This is a genomic window from Kocuria sp. SL71, assembly GCF_026672465.1.
Taxonomy (GTDB): Bacteria; Actinomycetota; Actinomycetes; order Actinomycetales; family Micrococcaceae; genus Kocuria; species Kocuria palustris.
The window spans coordinates 1,803,429-1,818,744 of record NZ_JAPPRE010000001.1 but is presented as its reverse complement, the minus strand read 5'-3'; the positions used below and the strand labels follow the sequence as shown (position 1 = coordinate 1,818,744).

Below are 15,316 nucleotides of genomic sequence, written 5' to 3'. Positions count from 1 at the left end.
GCACCGTACGCTGGACGGGTGAGCTCCCTCAGCGAAGTCGGCGACGACATCCATGTCATCACCACGGAGAACTGGCGCCTGAACTCGGGCCTGGTCGTGGGGTCCTCGCGCGCTCTCGTGATCGACACCGGCGCCGGGCCGCGGCAGGGACGCGAGATCCTCGAGGCCGTGCGCACGGTGACCCAGCTGCCGCTCGTGGTGCTGAACACCCACGCCCACTACGACCACTACATGGGCAACGCGGTCTTCGAGCGGGCCGGTGTCACCGAGTTCTGGTCGCACCGAGACGCCGCCGCGGCCATCGGCACCCACGGCGACTTCCAGCGCTCCTTCGTGGGAGTCCTGGAGCCGGAGATGGGGGAGGGCAAGGGTCTGGGGACGCGGATCGTGGTGCCGCAGCGGCACCTGCCCGGCACCGGTCTGCGCCCCGCGCTGAGCCGGATCGACCTGGGCGGTCGGCACGTGGTCGTGTTCTCGGTGGGACGGGCGCACACGGACAACGACATCTTCGCGGGCGTGGACGAGGTCCTGTTCGCCGGCGACGTGGTGGAGCAGGGCGCGGATCCGGCCTTCGAGGACGCCTATCCGCACGAATGGGTGCGGGCCTTGGAGCAGATCGCGGATCTGGAGCGCTACTCGGTGGTCGTGCCGGGCCACGGCTCCCCGGTATCGCGCGGCGCGGTGCGGGACATGGCCGAGAACATGGCCGCGGCGATCGAGCGCCTGGATGCGCCTGCGGCCCCGGTGCAGGACGCCGCCGGTCCGGTGACCGCCGCGCTGTACCAGCTGCCCTACGGGGCGGCGGCCTCCAGGATCCTGCTGGACCGGCTGGCCGTCATCGCCGGCGCGGGCGCATAGCCCGCACCATCTGCTGGGCCGAGAGCAGGGACGCGCTCAGCACGCCCAGGGCGCCGAAGGCCAGTGCCAGGCCCGGTGCCGGGATCGTCTGCTGAGCCGTCAAGGCCAGGATCGTGAGCCCGGCCCCCAGCACGAACAGGACCAGCAGCGTGAGGCCGCGCTGCGGGACCCAGGGCTCGGCCGGGATCAGCGCGCGCAGCACCAGGGATCCGAGCACGAACCAGCCGGCGACCAGCAGCACGGACACGGCGGCATCGGCGGGCCGGTGCCAGCCGTTGATCACCGTCCCCACCCCGGCCGCAGTGACTGCCGCAGCGCCCAGCAGCGCCCACGCCTTGCGCTGGCGCGCGGGAGCGACCATGACGACGACCGCCACGGCTGCCGCTGCTGCGGCGGTGTGCCCGGAGGGCAGGGAGTTCTGGGCCGACTCCTGGATCCCGTAGGCGGTCTTGTCCAGCAGGCTGTGCTTGAGCAGCTGGACGGAGGCCAGGGCCGGCACCGCGGTGAGCACGGCGATCACCAGCGGGATCCAGCGGCGGTTCGAGGCGGCCAGGATCAGTGAGATCACAGCGGAGGCCGCGCAGGTGATGAGGGTGGCCGAGGCGAGCAGGCCGGTCACCGTGGAGGGGAGGCGTTCGTTGACCGCAGAGGCCTGGCGCAGGGCGACCTCATCCACCCACTGCCCGTTCACCGTGCGCAGCGCGGCCCAGGCGATCAGCCCGGCCAGGGCGAAGAGCACGCCTGCGCGCACCAGCTGGCCCACTGCGGAGCCGACCGTGAGATCGCGCCGCGGCTGCGGGCGGTGCTCGCCGCCGTACTGGTAGGCGGCCTGGCCCGGGTAGTCGGGGCGATCGTCGATGCGCTGCGGGGCCCAGACCTGCTGCCGCTGCAGCGGAGCCGTCGGCGCAGGGACCCCGGCGACGAGCCGGGTCTCCTGCGCCGTGTCGGGCCTCATCCGGTGGTGCTCGACCCCGAGATGCTCGCCCTGCGGGTGCCGATCCTGCGCCGCGGAGTGGCGGTCGCCCCGCTGTCCTCGCTGCGGATCGGTCTCAGCCGGAATGTAGGTCACGCTCGTCGTCCCCTGATCGACACTGCCTGATCGCCCAGGCTTGGGAAGGGCCCCAGTGTGGCATCGGAGCCTTCGCGGATCCTGGGACCGAGCCTCGGATTCCCGAGGACTCGGGCGCAGCCCCTGCGCGGCCCGGCCCTAGGCTGGATCCATGTCCCGAACCGAGCCCCTGGCCTTCAGCCCCCTGCCGCAGCCGCTGCCCTCCCTCGAGGAGGTGCTTGAGGACGCCGCGGTCGTGGACCTGCCGATGACCTCGCGCTTCCGCGGTCTGCAGCGCCGCGAATCCATGCTGGTGCGCGGTCCGCAGGGCTGGGCCGAGTTCGCCGCCTTCCACGAGTACGACGATGCCGAGGCTCTGGCCTGGTGGCGCTGCGCCCTCGAGGTCGCCTGGCTCGGGCTGCCGCGGCCGCGGCGCACGACCGTCTCGGTCAATGCCACCGTCCCGGCGGTGCCCGCCGCGGAGGTCCCCCGCGTGCTGGCCCGCTACGGGGAGGGCATCGCCGCGGTGAAGGTCAAGGTGGCCGAGCACGGCCAGTCGCTGGCCGACGACGACGCCCGCGTGGCCGCCGTGCGCGGGTCCTGCCGGAGGCCGCGCTGCGCGTGGATGCCAACGCCGGGTGGGGCCCCGAGGAGGCGGTCGAGGCGCTGATCCGGCTGGCCCGCCACGGGCTCGAGTACGCCGAGCAGCCCAGCCCCGGGATCGAGGGCCTGGCCCGCGTGCGCAGCGAGCTGCGCGGCCGCGGGAGCCCCTGCCGATCGCCGCGGACGAGTCCGTGCGCAAGGCCGAGGATCCGCTCGCGGTGGCCCGAGCCGAGGCCGCCGATCTGATCGTCATCAAGGCCGCCCCGCTGGGCGGGGCGCGACGGGCGCTCGCGGTCGTCGAGCAGGCCGGGCTGCCGGCCGTGGTGAGCTCCGCCCTCGAGACGAGCGTGGGCCTCAGCGCGGGTCTCGCCCTGGCCGCAGCGCTGCCCGAGCTGCCGTACGCGTGCGGGCTCGGCACGGCAGCGCTGCTGGCCGAGGACGTGACGGGCAGCCCGCTGCTGCCGAGCGGCGGCGTCCTGCCGGTGGGCCCCGTCGCCGCCGATCCGGAGCTGCTGGCCCGGCACCGGGCCTCGCCGCAGCGCGAGCAGTGGTGGCGAGACCGCGCTCGCCGGGTGCACGGCCTGCTCGAGCGGACCGAAGCGCAGCATCGCGTCTGATCGGAGCCCCCTCGAGGTTCCCTCGACATGCGGATTCATCGGGGATACGGCATGGCTTCCTGTCCTTTTTCTGCCGTCGTCGTCCTGTTCACTGCGCGTTCTCCCGGCGACCAACAGGCCCTCACGCACGACGGGTTAGGTGGTCTGCGACGAAGGAACCGACGCCCGCCGCTCGTCCGGCGGGCCGATGAGAGGGAACCCATGCGCCACCAGCTCCTGCCCATGCTCGGCCACACGAACGGCAAGCGCTCGCCGCTGACGTGCGCCCTGAAGTGCGACTCCGCCTGCGCCAAGCCGGACTGCAACCAGTCCGACAACGCCACCTTCCACGAGGTCGCCTCCACGGCGCTCTCGCGCCGCTCGGCCCTGGGCCTGGGTGCGGCCGCCGCGGTCTCCGTGGGCGTCGTGGCCACCGGGACCCGCGCCGAGGCGACCTTCGCCTACTGGGGCGAGCGCGGCGGCAGGATGGACTTCACGCCGATCGATCCCGTGGATGCCGCGGTCGACGACCTCAACGTCCCGGAGGGCTTCGACTGGTCGCCGATCATCCGCTGGGGCGACCCGCTGTTCGCCGACTCCCCGGCCTTCGACCCGCAGAACCAGACCTACGAGTCGCAGAAGGCGCAGTTCGGCTTCAACAACGACTACCTCGACATCATCCCGGACCGCGGCGGCCGCACCGGCGTGCTCGTGTGCAACCACGAGTACACGAACGAGAACACCATGTTCCCGGCCGATCAGCTCGAGAACGATCTCGAGCGCACGGCCGCCGTCGGGATCGCAGCCCACGGCATGGCGGTCGTGGAGATCGAGCGCTCGGCCCCCGGCCAGCCCTGGACCTATGTGGTGGGCGGTCGGCGCAACCGGCGCATCACCGCCGACACCCCCTTCTCCGTCGACGGCCCCGCCGCCGGCTCGGACATGCTCAAGACCGTGGCCGATCCCACCGGCAGGCTCGTGCTGGGCACCCAGAACAACTGCTCGGGCGGCGTGACCCCGTGGGGCACGGTCCTGTCCGGCGAGGAGAACATCAACAACGTCCTCACCGCCAAGGCCTCCCCGGAGGCCACCCGCTACGGCATCGGCACCAAGCCGACCTCGCGCCGCTGGGATCTCGTGGACCCCCGCTGGGACGGCAACAACGAGGGCTACGAGAACGAGATCAATCGCTTCGGCTGGGTCGTGGAGATCGACCCGCAGGATCCGTCGTCGACCCCGGTCAAGCACACCTCCATGGGCCGCTTCAAGCACGAGGGCGCCAACGTCTACGTGGCCGCGGACGGCACCGTGGTCGCCTACTCGGGCGATGACCAGCGCTTCGACTACCTGTACAAGTTCGTCTCGGCCAAGAAGCACAAGCAGGGCGACCGCCGCCACAACATGACGCTGCTGTCCGAGGGCGATCTCTACGTCGCCAAGTTCACCGGCGACTCCGAGAAGGAGATCGACGGCTCCGGGCGCCTGCCCTCCGACGGCGCGTTCGACGGCAAGGGACAGTGGCTGCCCCTGGTCGTCGGCGGCAAGTCGAAGGTCCAGGGCATGTCCGTCGAGGACGTGCTCGTGCACACCCGCCTGGCGGGCGACAAGGTCGGCGCCACCAAGATGGACCGCCCCGAGGACGTCGAGCCCAACCCGCACACCGGCAAGGTCTATGTGGCCTGCACGAACAACACCGAGCGGGGCACCCCGGGCAAGGCGGCGGCGGACGAGGCCAACCCGCGCAGCAGCAACCGCGACGGGCACATCATCGAGCTCACCGAGGACGCGGCGAACTCCGGCGGCACGACCTTCCACTGGTCGATCCTGCTGGTCTGCGGCGACCCGGCCGCCAACTCGTCGACCTACTTCGCGGGCTTCCCGGCGGATCGGGTCTCGCCGATCTCCTGCCCGGACAACGTCGCCTTCGACGCCGAGGGCCACCTCTGGATCTCGACCGACGGGGCTCCCGGCACGATCGGCTACAACGACGGGCTGTTCCGGGTGGGCCTCGAGGGGCGCGAGCGCGGTCTGGTCGAGCAGTTCCTCTCCGTCCCGCAGGACGCCGAGACCTGCGGCCCGGTCATCCACGACAAGGAGCAGATGGCCTACGTGGCCGTCCAGCACCCGGGCGAGGACGGCACCTTCGAGGATCCGCGCTCGTACTTCCCGGACTACGTGCTCAAGACCCGCCAGGGCGACGGCAAGTTCTCTCTGCCCCGCCCCTCGGTCGTGCAGGTCTACTCGACCGGCAAGGGCCGCGGGCAGTTCGGCCGCGGCAAGGAGCTCGCCCGTGAGCGCAAGTCGGCGCGCGGTCTGGAGATGGAGGGCTACAAGGGCCGTTCGACCAAGGCCATCCGCGACAAGGCGCGTCGCGCTCGACGGTCCTACACGGACTGAGGCCCCTCCGACGGCAGCCGGCGGTCAGTAGGGTGAGCGGATGACCTCCGACGCCCTGCTGACCGCCGCCGCCGTCCTGGACGGGCTCACCGACTCCGGGCTGCGCGAGCTGTTCGTGTGCCCCGGCTCCCGCTCGGCCCCGTTCGCCTACGAGGCCGCCCGTCGCGACGGACGCGACCTGTCGGTGCACGTGCGCCTCGACGAGCGCTCGGCGGCCTTCCACGCCCTGGGCGCGGCTCGGGCCACGGGGCGGCCCGCGGCCGTCGTGACGACATCGGGCACCGCCGCCGGGAACCTGCTGCCGGCGGTCATGGAGGCCCATCATGCAGGGGTCCCGCTCGTGGCGATCACCGCCGACCGACCGCCGGAGCTGCGCGGCACCGGGGCGAACCAGACCACCGTGCAGCCCGGGATCTTCGCGGGCTTCGTGCGCGTCGAGCTCGATGTGGTGCTCGAGGACTCGGCGCACGATCCGCAGGCGCTGCGCGAGCTGGTGCTGGAGGCCCTGGCCCCCCCGCGCTCGCCGTTCTCCGATCGGAAGGGCACGAGGCTCCGGCGGGACCCGTGCACCTGAACGTCGCGCTGCGCGATCCGCTGCAGCCGCAGCCGCCGACCGAGGATGCTGCGGACGATGAAGGCCCCGGATCGACCGCGGCGACCCCGGGGCAGCCGCGTGCGGACGACGCCGCCGATGCCCCCGCCGGCGCTGCGGATCAGGCAGAAGAGCTCGCCGATCGGCTGCGCCTGTCCGTGGAGATCCCGCCGCTGGATCCTGCCGAGATCAGGCTCCCGGAGGAGCCGGACGGCCTGCGGCACAGCGTGCTGGTCGCCGGCGATGGTGCAGGAGCGGGCGCCGCTCAGCTGGCCGAGGCGCTCGGGACTCCGCTGCTGGCCGAGCCGTCCTCTCAGGCCCGTCGCGGCTCCACGGCGATCGGCCCCTACCGTGCCCTGCTGGACACCGCGCTCGGGGAGGGCATCGAGCGCGTCCTGCTGGTCGGGCGCCCCACGCTCTCGCGCCCGGTGGCCGCGCTGCTGCAGCGTCGCGGGGTGGAGGTTGCGGCATGGCGGCCCCGGCCGGTCCCGTGGTTCGACGACGGCCGCAGGTCTGAGCGCGAGCTCACGACGGCGGCTGAGGCGGCCGCATTCCTCGGGCGGGCTCCGCGGGAGTGGACCGAGGCCTGGAGCAGAGCCGGGGCCGAGGGCCAGCGTCGTGCGCTCGAGGTCCTGCAGCGGGCGGCTTCCGTGAGCGACGGGGTCCCCGGTCCGCTGACCGCACGGGCCGTCTGGGAGGCCTGCCGCGCCGACGGCCGACTGCTGGTGATGGGCTCGTCGAATCCGATCCGCGATCTGGACCTGCTGGGCCAGCCTGATCCCCGCGCCGACGAGGGCGTGGAGGTCCTGGCGAACCGGGGACTGGCCGGGATCGACGGACTGGTCGCCACGGCTGCCGGGGCTGCGCTGTCCTCCGGGCGTCCGGTCCGGGTCCTGCTCGGCGATCTCACCCTGCTGCACGATGCCGGTTCGCTGCTGAGCCTGCGCGGCGAACGGGCCCCGCAGCTGCAGATCGTCGTGCTCGACGACGGCGGCGGGGGCATCTTCGCCACGCTCGAGCACGGCGCGCTGGGGGAGCACCGGGCCTACGGGCAGATCGTCGAGCGCTTCTTCGGCACGCCGCCCAGCGCACGGGTGGCCGAGGTCTGCGCCGGCTACGGGATTCCGGTGCATCAGGCGGGCACCGTCCGGGAACTGGAGGAGCAGCTGCGCGACCCGGCTCCGGGGGTGAGCGCGGTCGTGGTGCGTGCCCAGCGCGTCGGTCTTCGGCAGATGAGCCAGGAGCTCACCCGCGCCGTGCGCGGATGAGCTCCTGGGAGGACTGCTGAAGCGCCTGCCGGCCGCGCGGTTGCTCAGGCTCCGGTGCGGGGTCCCTGGGCCGGGACGGAGGCGCCGTCCACGACGAGCGGGGACTCGGCGGCCGCCTCGCGAGCGGCCTGGACCTCCTCCGGCTTCGCGTCGCCATCGATCAGCAGGCGGCGCTCGATCAGGTAGGTGTTGTGCTTGTGCGGCAACAGCACCGTGACGATGGCGCCGAGCAGCGCGACCACCGCGAACACGTAGAACTGCTGCGAGGCGCACATGGCCGCGCCTGCGGCACGGGCGTTCGAGGTGCAGTAGTTGGCCTGGAAGCCGTAGACCAGCGCCTGGGTGCCCAGGTTGACCACGCCGACCACCGCGATGAAGAGGACCAGCAGCGGCAGCGGGAAGTGGAAGGTCACGAGCACCGGCGTGATCGCGGCCAGGGCGAAGGTCGTGGCGATGACGTTCTGCGGCTTGCCCAGGCGGTCGGAGGCGGTCGCGGCGCGGGAGTCCATGAGCTCCTCCTGCAGCGGCACGCCGGTGCGGTTGGCGACCTCGATCGCGCGCTGGTCGTGCCCGCGGGCCAGCAGCCAGCGCGGGGACTCCGGCAGTTTCAGGGCAGCCAGGGGGAAGAGGAAGAGGATCGGCGTGGCGGCGATGAGGAGCAGACCGCGCCAGCCGATGGCCTCGCCCAGGAAGATGCCGCACAGGGAGGCGAACATGCCGCCGGCCGGGACGCCCGAGCAGACGATGGTGTTGAAGACGCCGCGGCGGTCCTTGGTGGCCATGCCGCTGGAGAACCAGGCGATGCCGCTCATGAGCATGCGCTTGCGGCCGAGGATGTCTCCGATGAATCCGGAGGCGAACGATCCGAGCAGCACGCCGATCAGAGCGAGCGATCCGACGGTTCCGGCGATGGACGGATCCAGCGGGCCGATCTGCGAGGGGTCGTTCAGGAGGGTCGGTATCACGGTGCCGTACACCACGAGGCCATAGCCGTCGAAGATCAGCGCGGTCGAGGCGATGGCGGCCACCCAGATGGCCGTCTTCATCTCGAGCGAGCCGTTCTCCGTCGCGAGGGTCTGGGTCGTGGACAGGGGGCCCCGATCTCTCCGTCGTATCTGGGCGCGGCGGCAGATTCGCCGAGCGCGCTCGAGGAGGCGGACCTCTTCGAGTGCCACGATGCTCGCAGGAGTGTGATCCAGTTCATATGAGGGGAATCCCTGGGATATCACCAGGTACTCCTAAGGGTATCTGGGATATCAATAAGCCCTGAGCATGCCGGGTCGATGGAATGACCCGGCACATGGGTCTCACTCGGCCCCCAGGGCCCCCAGCACGGGACGCAGCTTGGCGCGCGTCTCGGCGAGTTCCTCCGCGGGGTCGGAGGCGCCCACGATGCCGCAGCCGGCATAGACGCCGGCGGTCGCTGCGTCCTCCAGGATCCCGCCGCGCAGGGCGATGCCGAAGTCGCCGTTGTGCCGGGCATCGACCCAGCCGACGGGGCCCGCGTAGAGGCCTCGATCCATCCCCTCGAGCCGGGCGATGGAAGCGGCCGCGGCGGCGGTCGGCGTGCCGCACACGGCGGCAGTGGGGTGCACGGCCTCCACCAGCTCGAGGGCGGAGGCCACGGTGCCGTCGGGGCCGCGGCGCAGATCGCAGGTCACGTCCGAGGCCAGGTGCCACACATTGGGCAGCTCGAGCAGGTACGGCTCGGTCGAGGAGCGCACCGCGTCCGTGTAGGCGGCGATCCCCTCCAGGAACGAGGCGATCGCGAACTCGTGCTCCGAGCGCTGCTTGGCGTCCTCCATGAGCCGCTCGTGTGCCCAGGCCCGCTCGGCGGCGCTCGCGGGACCCGACGACGTCCGCGCGACGGTGCCGGCCAGCACCCGGGCGTGCACGGCGCCGTCGAGCACGCGCACCAGCCGCTCGGGCGTGGCTCCGAAGGCCCGACCGCCGTCCGGGCTCGGCCGGCCGAGGATGTCCACGGTGTAGGTCCAGCAGCGGTCGTAGTCGGCGGCCAGGCGGCTCAGCGCCCTCGGCATGTCCAGCTGCGAGCCCTCGGCCGCGCGCACCGGGACGCGCCGTGCCAGCACGATCTTCTCGAGGCTCCCGGAGCGGATCTCCTCGATCCCGGAGGCCACCCCGTCCAGCCACGTTGCCTGGGCAGAAGGATCCTCGAGGGCGCGCGGCGCCGCGGTCTCGGGGGCGGGCCCGTCCGGGAGCTGGATCAGGCGGCGGACGGCCTCCGCGATGTCGTCGGGCCCCAGGGGATCGGGGGAGGAGGAGACCAGGGTCGCCCAGGCGCCGTCGCCGTCGCGGCCCAGCACCAGCTCGGGGACCACCAGCCCGGAGCGGCGCTGGGAGGAGCGCGCGAAGGCGAACGCGCCGAAGGCCACGGGCCCGGTGGCCGAGCGCTGCAGCGGATCCTCGATCCGCAGCCCGTCCACGACGTCGTCCCACCATGCCCGGGCGCCCGTGAACCGGTCCTCGCCGGTGATCGCGAACGAGGCCGCCCGACCGAAGCCGATCAGCCCCAGGCCGCCGATCGTCCAGCAGGCCTCGGGTCCTGCGGGCAGCATGGCGCGCAGATCCGCGTCTTCGTGCAGGACCGTGGGCAGTGCGTCGCGCAGCTGCTCGAGGGGCATGGTGAGGCTGCGGCGCAGGGCCGACGGGGCGGGTGAGCAGTGGCTGACGGGCATAGCGGCTCAGTGTAGGCCGCGGCCGCGGGGCATGTCGGTTCGGGCTGTCGGGCGGCGGTGCCACAATGGAGCCCGTGAATCGTGCAGACCTGTCCAAGCGCACCGACGCCGTCGCCTCCATGTTCGATCAGGTGGCCCCGCGGTACGACATCGCCAACGACATCCTCGCCCTGGGCCAGACCAGGGGCTGGCGCCGTGCTGTCATCAGCGCTGTGGGCGCGGTCCCCGGCGAGCGCGTGCTCGACGTCGCCGCCGGCACGGGGACATCCTCGGAGCCGTTCGTGGATGCCGGCGCGGAGGTCGTCGCCGTGGACCTCTCCGAGGGCATGCTGCGTGTCGGGCGCGATCGCCGCCCGGACATCGACTTCATCCAGGCGGACGCCACGCACCTGCCGTTCGCCGACGAGACCTTCGACGCCGTGACGATCTCGTTCGGCCTGCGCAACATCGCCGAGCACCGCCAGGCTCTGTTCGAGATGCTGCGCGTGACCAAGCCGGGCGGGCGCCTGGTGATCTGCGAGTTCTCCACGCCGGTCTTCAAGCCCTTCCGCACGCTCTACAGCGAGTACCTGGTCCGCGCGATCCCGGGCATCGCGCAGAAGGTGAGCTCCAACCCGGAGGCCTACGAGTACCTGGCCGAGTCCATCCGCGACTGGCCGGACCAGGAGACGCTGTCCGAGCACCTGAGCGAGGTCGGGTGGCAGGAGGTGCGCTACCGCAATCTCACCGGTGGCATCGTGGCCCTGCATCACGCGGTGAAGTCGCTCGAGCACACCTACGGCGCGCCCACCATCGATCTGGCGTGAAGGTCGTGATCGCAGGCGGCGGTCCTGCGGGATCCACCGCCGCCTACTGGCTCGCCGCCCACGGCCATGAGGTCGTGGTCCTGGAGAAGACGGCGCATCCGCGCGAGAAGGTCTGCGGCGACGGCCTCACTCCGCGCGCCGTGCACGAGATGCAGCTCATGGACCTGCCGCACGGCGCGCAGGACGGCTATCGCGCCAATCGCGGGCTGAGGCTGTGCGCCCGCGACCGCGCGATCGAGGTCCCCTGGCCCGAGCTGACCGACTTCCCGTCCTACGGGCTGGTGCGGCCCCGCTCGGGCTTCGACCAGCACCTGGCCCGCCACGCCGAGGCGGCCGGTGCCCGGCTGATCGAGCACCGCTCCGTGACCTCCGTGGTCCGCGACGACGACGGCCGCGTGATCGGCGCCGACGCCTCGGTGCTCGGCGCGGACGGTCGGCGCACCGGCGAGACCGAGCGCCATCTCGGCGATCTGGTCCTGGCCGCCGACGGCGTCTCCTCGCGCACGGCCGTCAGCTCGGGCCTGCACCGCGATCCGGACCGGCTGATGGGTGTGGCCGTGCGCGGCTACTACGAGTCCTCGCGCACGGACATCGAGTGGATGGAGGGCTGGCTCGAGCTGCGCGACGGCACGGACCCCTCGGGCTCCCTGCTGCCCGGCTACGGCTGGGTCTTCGGCGCCGGCGACGGCACCGCCAACGTGGGCCTGGGCATGCTCAGCACCTCCAAGGCCTTCCGCGGCACGGACTACCGACGCGTGCTGCAGGACTGGGCGGCCTCCATGCCCAGCCAGTGGACGTTCGATCCCGAGCATCAGCGCGGCCGCATCCTCTCGGCTGCGCTGCCCATGGCCTTCTCCCGCACGCCGCACTGGGTGCCCGGGATGATGCTGCTCGGCGACTCCGCGGGGCTGGTCTCGGCGTTCAACGGCGAGGGCATCTCGAATGCCATGCAATCGGCGCGCCTGGCCGCCGAGCAGATCCACGAGGCCGCCGGGGCCAACGGCCCAGCTCAGCGCGACGTGGTCCTGGCGCGCTATCCGCAGCTGCTGCAGGACGAATGGGGAGCCCACTTCACCCAGGGCGCGCGCTGGCGCAGTTGATCGGGCGGCCGCGGATCATGAAGGCCGCCGTCGCCACCGGCATGTCCTTGCCCGCGCTCATGCGCTTCGTGGTGCAGGTCATGACCGAGCTCAGCGACCGCCCGGCGCACACCTGGGAGGACCGGGCCATCACGCTGCTGGACGCCCTCACCCCGGCCACCTCCAACCGGAGGCGCTCGTCCGGGATCCCGGACGAGCGCCTCCAGAAGCCGTCCCCGACGAAGTAGAGTGTCCGATCGTGACTGACTCCTCCCAGGCCCCCGCGCGCCCCGACGACTCGCTGTCGGGCATCCTGCCCCCGAGCTTCGCCGCCGTCGCTCAGGACGAGGTGCTGGGACCGCAGCTGCTCGAAGGCCTCTCGGCGATCGAGGACCGACTGGCCGAGTGCGTGCGCAGCACGGATCCGCTGATCCAGGTGACGTCCTCGCACCTGCTGCAGGCAGGCGGCAAGCGGGTGCGCCCGCTGCTGACGCTGCTCAGCGCCCAGGTGGGCGGGGGCATCAACGACGACGTCGTCGACGCCGCTGTGGTCGTCGAGCTGACCCACCTGGCCTCGCTGTACCACGACGACGTCATGGACTCCGCCCCCGTCCGCCGCGGAGTCGAGGCCGCGCACACGGTGTGGGGCAACTCGGTCGCGATCCTGACCGGCGATCTCATCTTCGCCCGCGCCTCGTCCCTGGTGGCCGAGCTGCCCGGGGACTCCTTCAAGGTCCAGGCCAACGCCTTTGCCCGACTGGTCGAGGGCCAGCTCAAGGAGACCTCCGGCGTCCCGGAGGGCACGGAGGCCCTCGAGCACTACCTCGAGGTGCTGGCGGGCAAGACCGGCTCGCTGATCGCCGCGTGCGGGATCTACGGCGCAGGCCTCTCCGGTGCGGACGAGCACGTGCGCGCCGCCATGGAGACCTATGGCGAGCGCATCGGCGTGGCCTTCCAGCTGGCCGACGACATCATCGACATCACCTCGCCCTCGGAGGTCACCGGCAAGACCACCGGCACGGACCTGCGCGAGGGCGTGCTCACCCTGCCGGTGCTCATGCTGCGGCGCATGGCAGAGGACGGCGATGCCTCCGCGGCGCGCGTCCTCGACCTCGTGGACGCAGATCTGACCAGCGACGACGCCCTGGCCGCCGCCGTCGAGGCGATCTGCGCGCACGAGGCCGTCGAGCGGTCGTGGGCCGTCGCGCAGGAGTGGGTCGACGACGCCCTGCGGGCCCTGGAGCCGCTGCCCGCCTCGGCCGCTCGCTCGGCGCTGGAGGCCTTCGGGCGTGACATGGTTCACCGCCGTTCCTGAGAATGCGGTATAAATGCACCGCTGAAATGATCCCGATTCCCGGGGCATGACCTCGATGACCGAGGCGGCGGGACGCACACGCGCCGTCGAGCCCTGATTTCTCGAGGTGGAACGTGTCCTCACCCAACGCTTCCGCGACCACGGAGGTCCGCTCCTCGCACGAGCGCGAAGCCTTCTCCAGCCGCACCGTCTTCATCCTGGCCGCCATGGGCTCCGCCATCGGCCTGGGCAACATCTGGCGCTTCCCGTACATCGCCTACGACAACGGCGGCGGCGCCTTCATGATCCCGTACCTGGTCGCGTTGCTCTCGGCCGGCCTGCCGCTGCTCATGCTGGACTACGCCGTGGGACACCGCTTCCGCGCCTCCGCCCCGCTGGCCTTCCGCCGCCTGCACCCCAAGGCGGAGGTCCTGGGCTGGTGGCAGCTGGCCATCTGCTGCGTCATCGCCGTGTACTACGCCGCGATCCTGGCCTGGGCAGGGTCCTACACGATCTTCTCCTTCACCAAGGCCTGGGGCGATGACCCCGAGGGCTTCCTGATGGGCCAGTACCTCCAGGTCGCCGAGACCGTCGCCCCGAGCTTCGACTTCGTGCCCCAGGTGCTCATCGGCATGATCCTCGTGTGGGGCGTGCTGATCGTCGTGATGTCGCTGGGCGTGCAGAAGGGCATCGGCCGCTTCAACGTGATCTTCCTGCCGCTGCTGATCGTCATGTTCGTCGTCATGGTGGTCATCTCCCTGACCCTGGACGGCGCCGGCATGGGCCTGGACGCCCTGTTCACCCCGGACTGGTCGGCGCTGTCCAACCCGTCGGTGTGGATGGCCGCCTACGGCCAGATCTTCTTCTCGCTGTCCGTGGGCTTCGGGATCATGGTCACCTACGCCTCCTACCTCAAGCCCAAGACCGATCTCACCAGCTCCGCGCTGGTGGTCGGCTTCGCGAACTCGAGCTTCGAGATCCTCGCGGGCATCGGCGTCTTCGCCGCCCTGGGCTTCATGGCCAGCGCGTCCGGAGTCGCCGTAGGCGACGTCGCGACCAACGGCATCGGCCTGGCCTTCATCGCCTTCCCCACGATCATCTCGGAGGCGCCCGCCGGCACCCTGATCGGCGTCCTGTTCTTCGGGGCCCTGACCTTCGCCGGGTTCACCTCGCTGATCTCGATCGTGGAGGTCATCATCGCGGGCTTCCAGGACAAGCTGGGCCTGACCCGCGTGCCGGCCGTCCTGGTGGTCACCGTCCCGCTGGCGATCGTCTCCCTTGCGCTGTTCCCCACGACCACGGGCCTGAGCCTGCTGGACGTCGCCGACGCCTTCGTGAACAACTACGGCATCATGCTCGTGGCCCTGGTGGCGGTCGTGCTGCTCACCGCCGGGCTGACGGCACTGCCGGTGCTGCGCGATCACCTCAACTCGGTGTCCACCTTCAAGCTCGGGCGCACCTGGATGCTGCTGGTCGGCGGCCTGGGCGTCGTCGTGCTGGGCTACTCCCTGATCGGCCAGCTGTCCGTGACCCTGTCCGATGGCTACGGGGGATACCCGAGCTGGTATGTGGGCGTGTTCGGCTGGGGCATGGCGCTGGCGCTGCCGGTGCTGTCCTGGCTGATGACCCGCATCCCCTGGTCCGAGCGCTCGCGCGCCTCCCAGCAGTCCCCGGCCCCGGCCATCCTGGACTCCGTGCTGGATCGGCGCCTGCTCGGGACCTCCGGGCACTCCCCGCTGCAGGACGGCCCCCGCAGCCCCTGGGCACAGGGCTCCGAGCCCGGCGCCCGCACCGAGATTCCTGCTGAGAACGAGGAGAACGTCCGATGAGCACCACCGCCGTGATCATGATGATCGTCGCCATGGTGACGGTCTGGGGCGGCCTGCTCGCCTCGCTGCTGCACCTGCGCAACTCCCCGGAGGAGCAGGACGACTGAGACCGGCAACCGCTCTGTGCGAACTCCGGTGAACCGCAGAGGCCCCTGCCTCCGCTGCCTGACGGGCAGCCGGAGGCAGGGGCCTCGTGCTCGGGGGCGACTCGTCGTCTCTGTCCCGAGGCCGTGCTCCGTGCGGTGGCCGG

The 15,316-nt window shown here is 71.8% G+C and carries 12 protein-coding genes and 2 pseudogenes; 11 read left to right on the top strand and 3 right to left on the bottom strand.

Annotated elements, in window-relative coordinates; genetic code table 11:
- The first annotated feature begins 18 nt into the window (after positions 1-18).
- The gene (locus OVA15_RS08195) at positions 19-858 is read left to right on the top strand and encodes an MBL fold metallo-hydrolase (protein WP_006213741.1); all 840 of its coding nucleotides are present in this window, start codon (positions 19-21) and stop codon (positions 856-858) included.
- Here the strand turns inward: OVA15_RS08195 and OVA15_RS08190 are convergent.
- Entirely contained in the window at positions 836-1,813 is a 978-nt protein-coding gene (locus OVA15_RS08190; protein ID WP_251714549.1) for a phosphatase PAP2 family protein, read from the bottom strand. The genes OVA15_RS08195 and OVA15_RS08190 overlap by 23 nt on opposite strands.
- Positions 1,814-1,819: 6 nt before the next feature.
- Here OVA15_RS08190 and OVA15_RS08185 point away from each other — a divergent pair, with 6 nt between their 5' ends.
- From OVA15_RS08185 to OVA15_RS08165, 5 genes and pseudogenes are all read left to right on the top strand, one after another.
- The gene (locus OVA15_RS08185; protein WP_155930972.1) at positions 1,820-1,957 is read left to right on the top strand and encodes a hypothetical protein; all 138 of its coding nucleotides are present in this window, start codon (positions 1,820-1,822) and stop codon (positions 1,955-1,957) included.
- Positions 1,958-2,078: 121 nt separating this feature from the next.
- Positions 2,079-3,126, top strand: a pseudogene (locus tag OVA15_RS08180) (o-succinylbenzoate synthase).
- 201 nt (positions 3,127-3,327) lie between these two features.
- Positions 3,328-5,502: a PhoX family protein gene (locus OVA15_RS08175; RefSeq protein WP_053447854.1), complete on the top strand. Its 2,175-nt coding sequence runs from the start codon at positions 3,328-3,330 to the stop codon at positions 5,500-5,502.
- A gap of 40 nt (positions 5,503-5,542) precedes the next feature.
- Positions 5,543-6,076 (top strand): thiamine pyrophosphate-binding protein, encoded by a 534-nt coding sequence (locus OVA15_RS08170; RefSeq protein ID WP_268144246.1) that lies wholly within the window; start codon positions 5,543-5,545, stop codon positions 6,074-6,076.
- Positions 6,067-7,362 (top strand): 2-succinyl-5-enolpyruvyl-6-hydroxy-3-cyclohexene-1-carboxylate synthase, encoded by a 1,296-nt coding sequence (locus tag OVA15_RS08165; protein ID WP_268144244.1) that lies wholly within the window; start codon positions 6,067-6,069, stop codon positions 7,360-7,362. Before OVA15_RS08170 ends, OVA15_RS08165 begins: the two co-directional genes overlap by 10 nt.
- Before the next feature lie 44 nt (positions 7,363-7,406).
- Here the strand turns inward: OVA15_RS08165 and OVA15_RS08160 are convergent, their stop codons facing one another.
- Complete coding sequence (locus tag OVA15_RS08160; RefSeq protein ID WP_268144242.1) at positions 7,407-8,408, bottom strand: MFS transporter; 1,002 nt, start codon at positions 8,406-8,408, stop codon at positions 7,407-7,409.
- A gap of 261 nt (positions 8,409-8,669) precedes the next feature.
- Entirely contained in the window at positions 8,670-10,058 is a 1,389-nt protein-coding gene (locus tag OVA15_RS08155) for an isochorismate synthase (protein ID WP_251714552.1), read from the bottom strand.
- 74 nt (positions 10,059-10,132) lie between these two features.
- On the opposite strand from OVA15_RS08155, the gene OVA15_RS08150 reads away from it, so the two are divergent.
- From OVA15_RS08150 to OVA15_RS08130, 5 genes and pseudogenes are all read left to right on the top strand, one after another.
- Positions 10,133-10,864, top strand: coding sequence for a demethylmenaquinone methyltransferase (locus tag OVA15_RS08150; protein WP_268144239.1), 732 nt, complete (start codon positions 10,133-10,135; stop codon positions 10,862-10,864).
- Positions 10,861-12,191: pseudogene (locus tag OVA15_RS08145) on the top strand (geranylgeranyl reductase family protein). The gene OVA15_RS08150 and the pseudogene OVA15_RS08145 overlap by 4 nt, the downstream one beginning before the upstream one ends.
- Positions 12,192-12,202: 11 nt before the next feature.
- Positions 12,203-13,258 carry a polyprenyl synthetase family protein gene (locus OVA15_RS08140; protein WP_268144237.1) on the top strand — a complete coding sequence of 352 codons (1,056 nt, stop codon included), beginning with the start codon at positions 12,203-12,205 and terminating at the stop codon, positions 13,256-13,258.
- 113 nt (positions 13,259-13,371) lie between these two features.
- The gene (locus OVA15_RS08135) at positions 13,372-15,066 is read left to right on the top strand and encodes a sodium-dependent transporter (RefSeq protein ID WP_268144235.1); all 1,695 of its coding nucleotides are present in this window, start codon (positions 13,372-13,374) and stop codon (positions 15,064-15,066) included.
- Complete coding sequence (locus OVA15_RS08130; protein ID WP_082677002.1) at positions 15,063-15,173, top strand: methionine/alanine import family NSS transporter small subunit; 111 nt, start codon at positions 15,063-15,065, stop codon at positions 15,171-15,173. The genes OVA15_RS08135 and OVA15_RS08130 overlap by 4 nt, the downstream gene beginning before the upstream one ends.
- Positions 15,174-15,316: the final 143 nt, after the last annotated feature.

Bases quoted from the DNA above. Each gene is read 5' to 3' on its own strand.
- OVA15_RS08190 (WP_251714549.1), bottom strand. From the start codon at position 1,813: ATGAGGCCCGACACGGCGCAGGAGACCCGGCTCGTCGCCGGGGTCCCT.
- OVA15_RS08175 (WP_053447854.1), top strand. From the start codon at position 3,328: ATGCGCCACCAGCTCCTGCCCATGCTCGGCCACACGAACGGCAAGCGC.
- OVA15_RS08170 (WP_268144246.1), top strand. From the start codon at position 5,543: ATGACCTCCGACGCCCTGCTGACCGCCGCCGCCGTCCTGGACGGGCTC.
- OVA15_RS08160 (WP_268144242.1), bottom strand. From the start codon at position 8,408: ATGAAGACGGCCATCTGGGTGGCCGCCATCGCCTCGACCGCGCTGATC.
- OVA15_RS08155 (WP_251714552.1), bottom strand. From the start codon at position 10,058: ATGCCCGTCAGCCACTGCTCACCCGCCCCGTCGGCCCTGCGCCGCAGC.
- OVA15_RS08130 (WP_082677002.1), top strand. From the start codon at position 15,063: ATGAGCACCACCGCCGTGATCATGATGATCGTCGCCATGGTGACGGTC.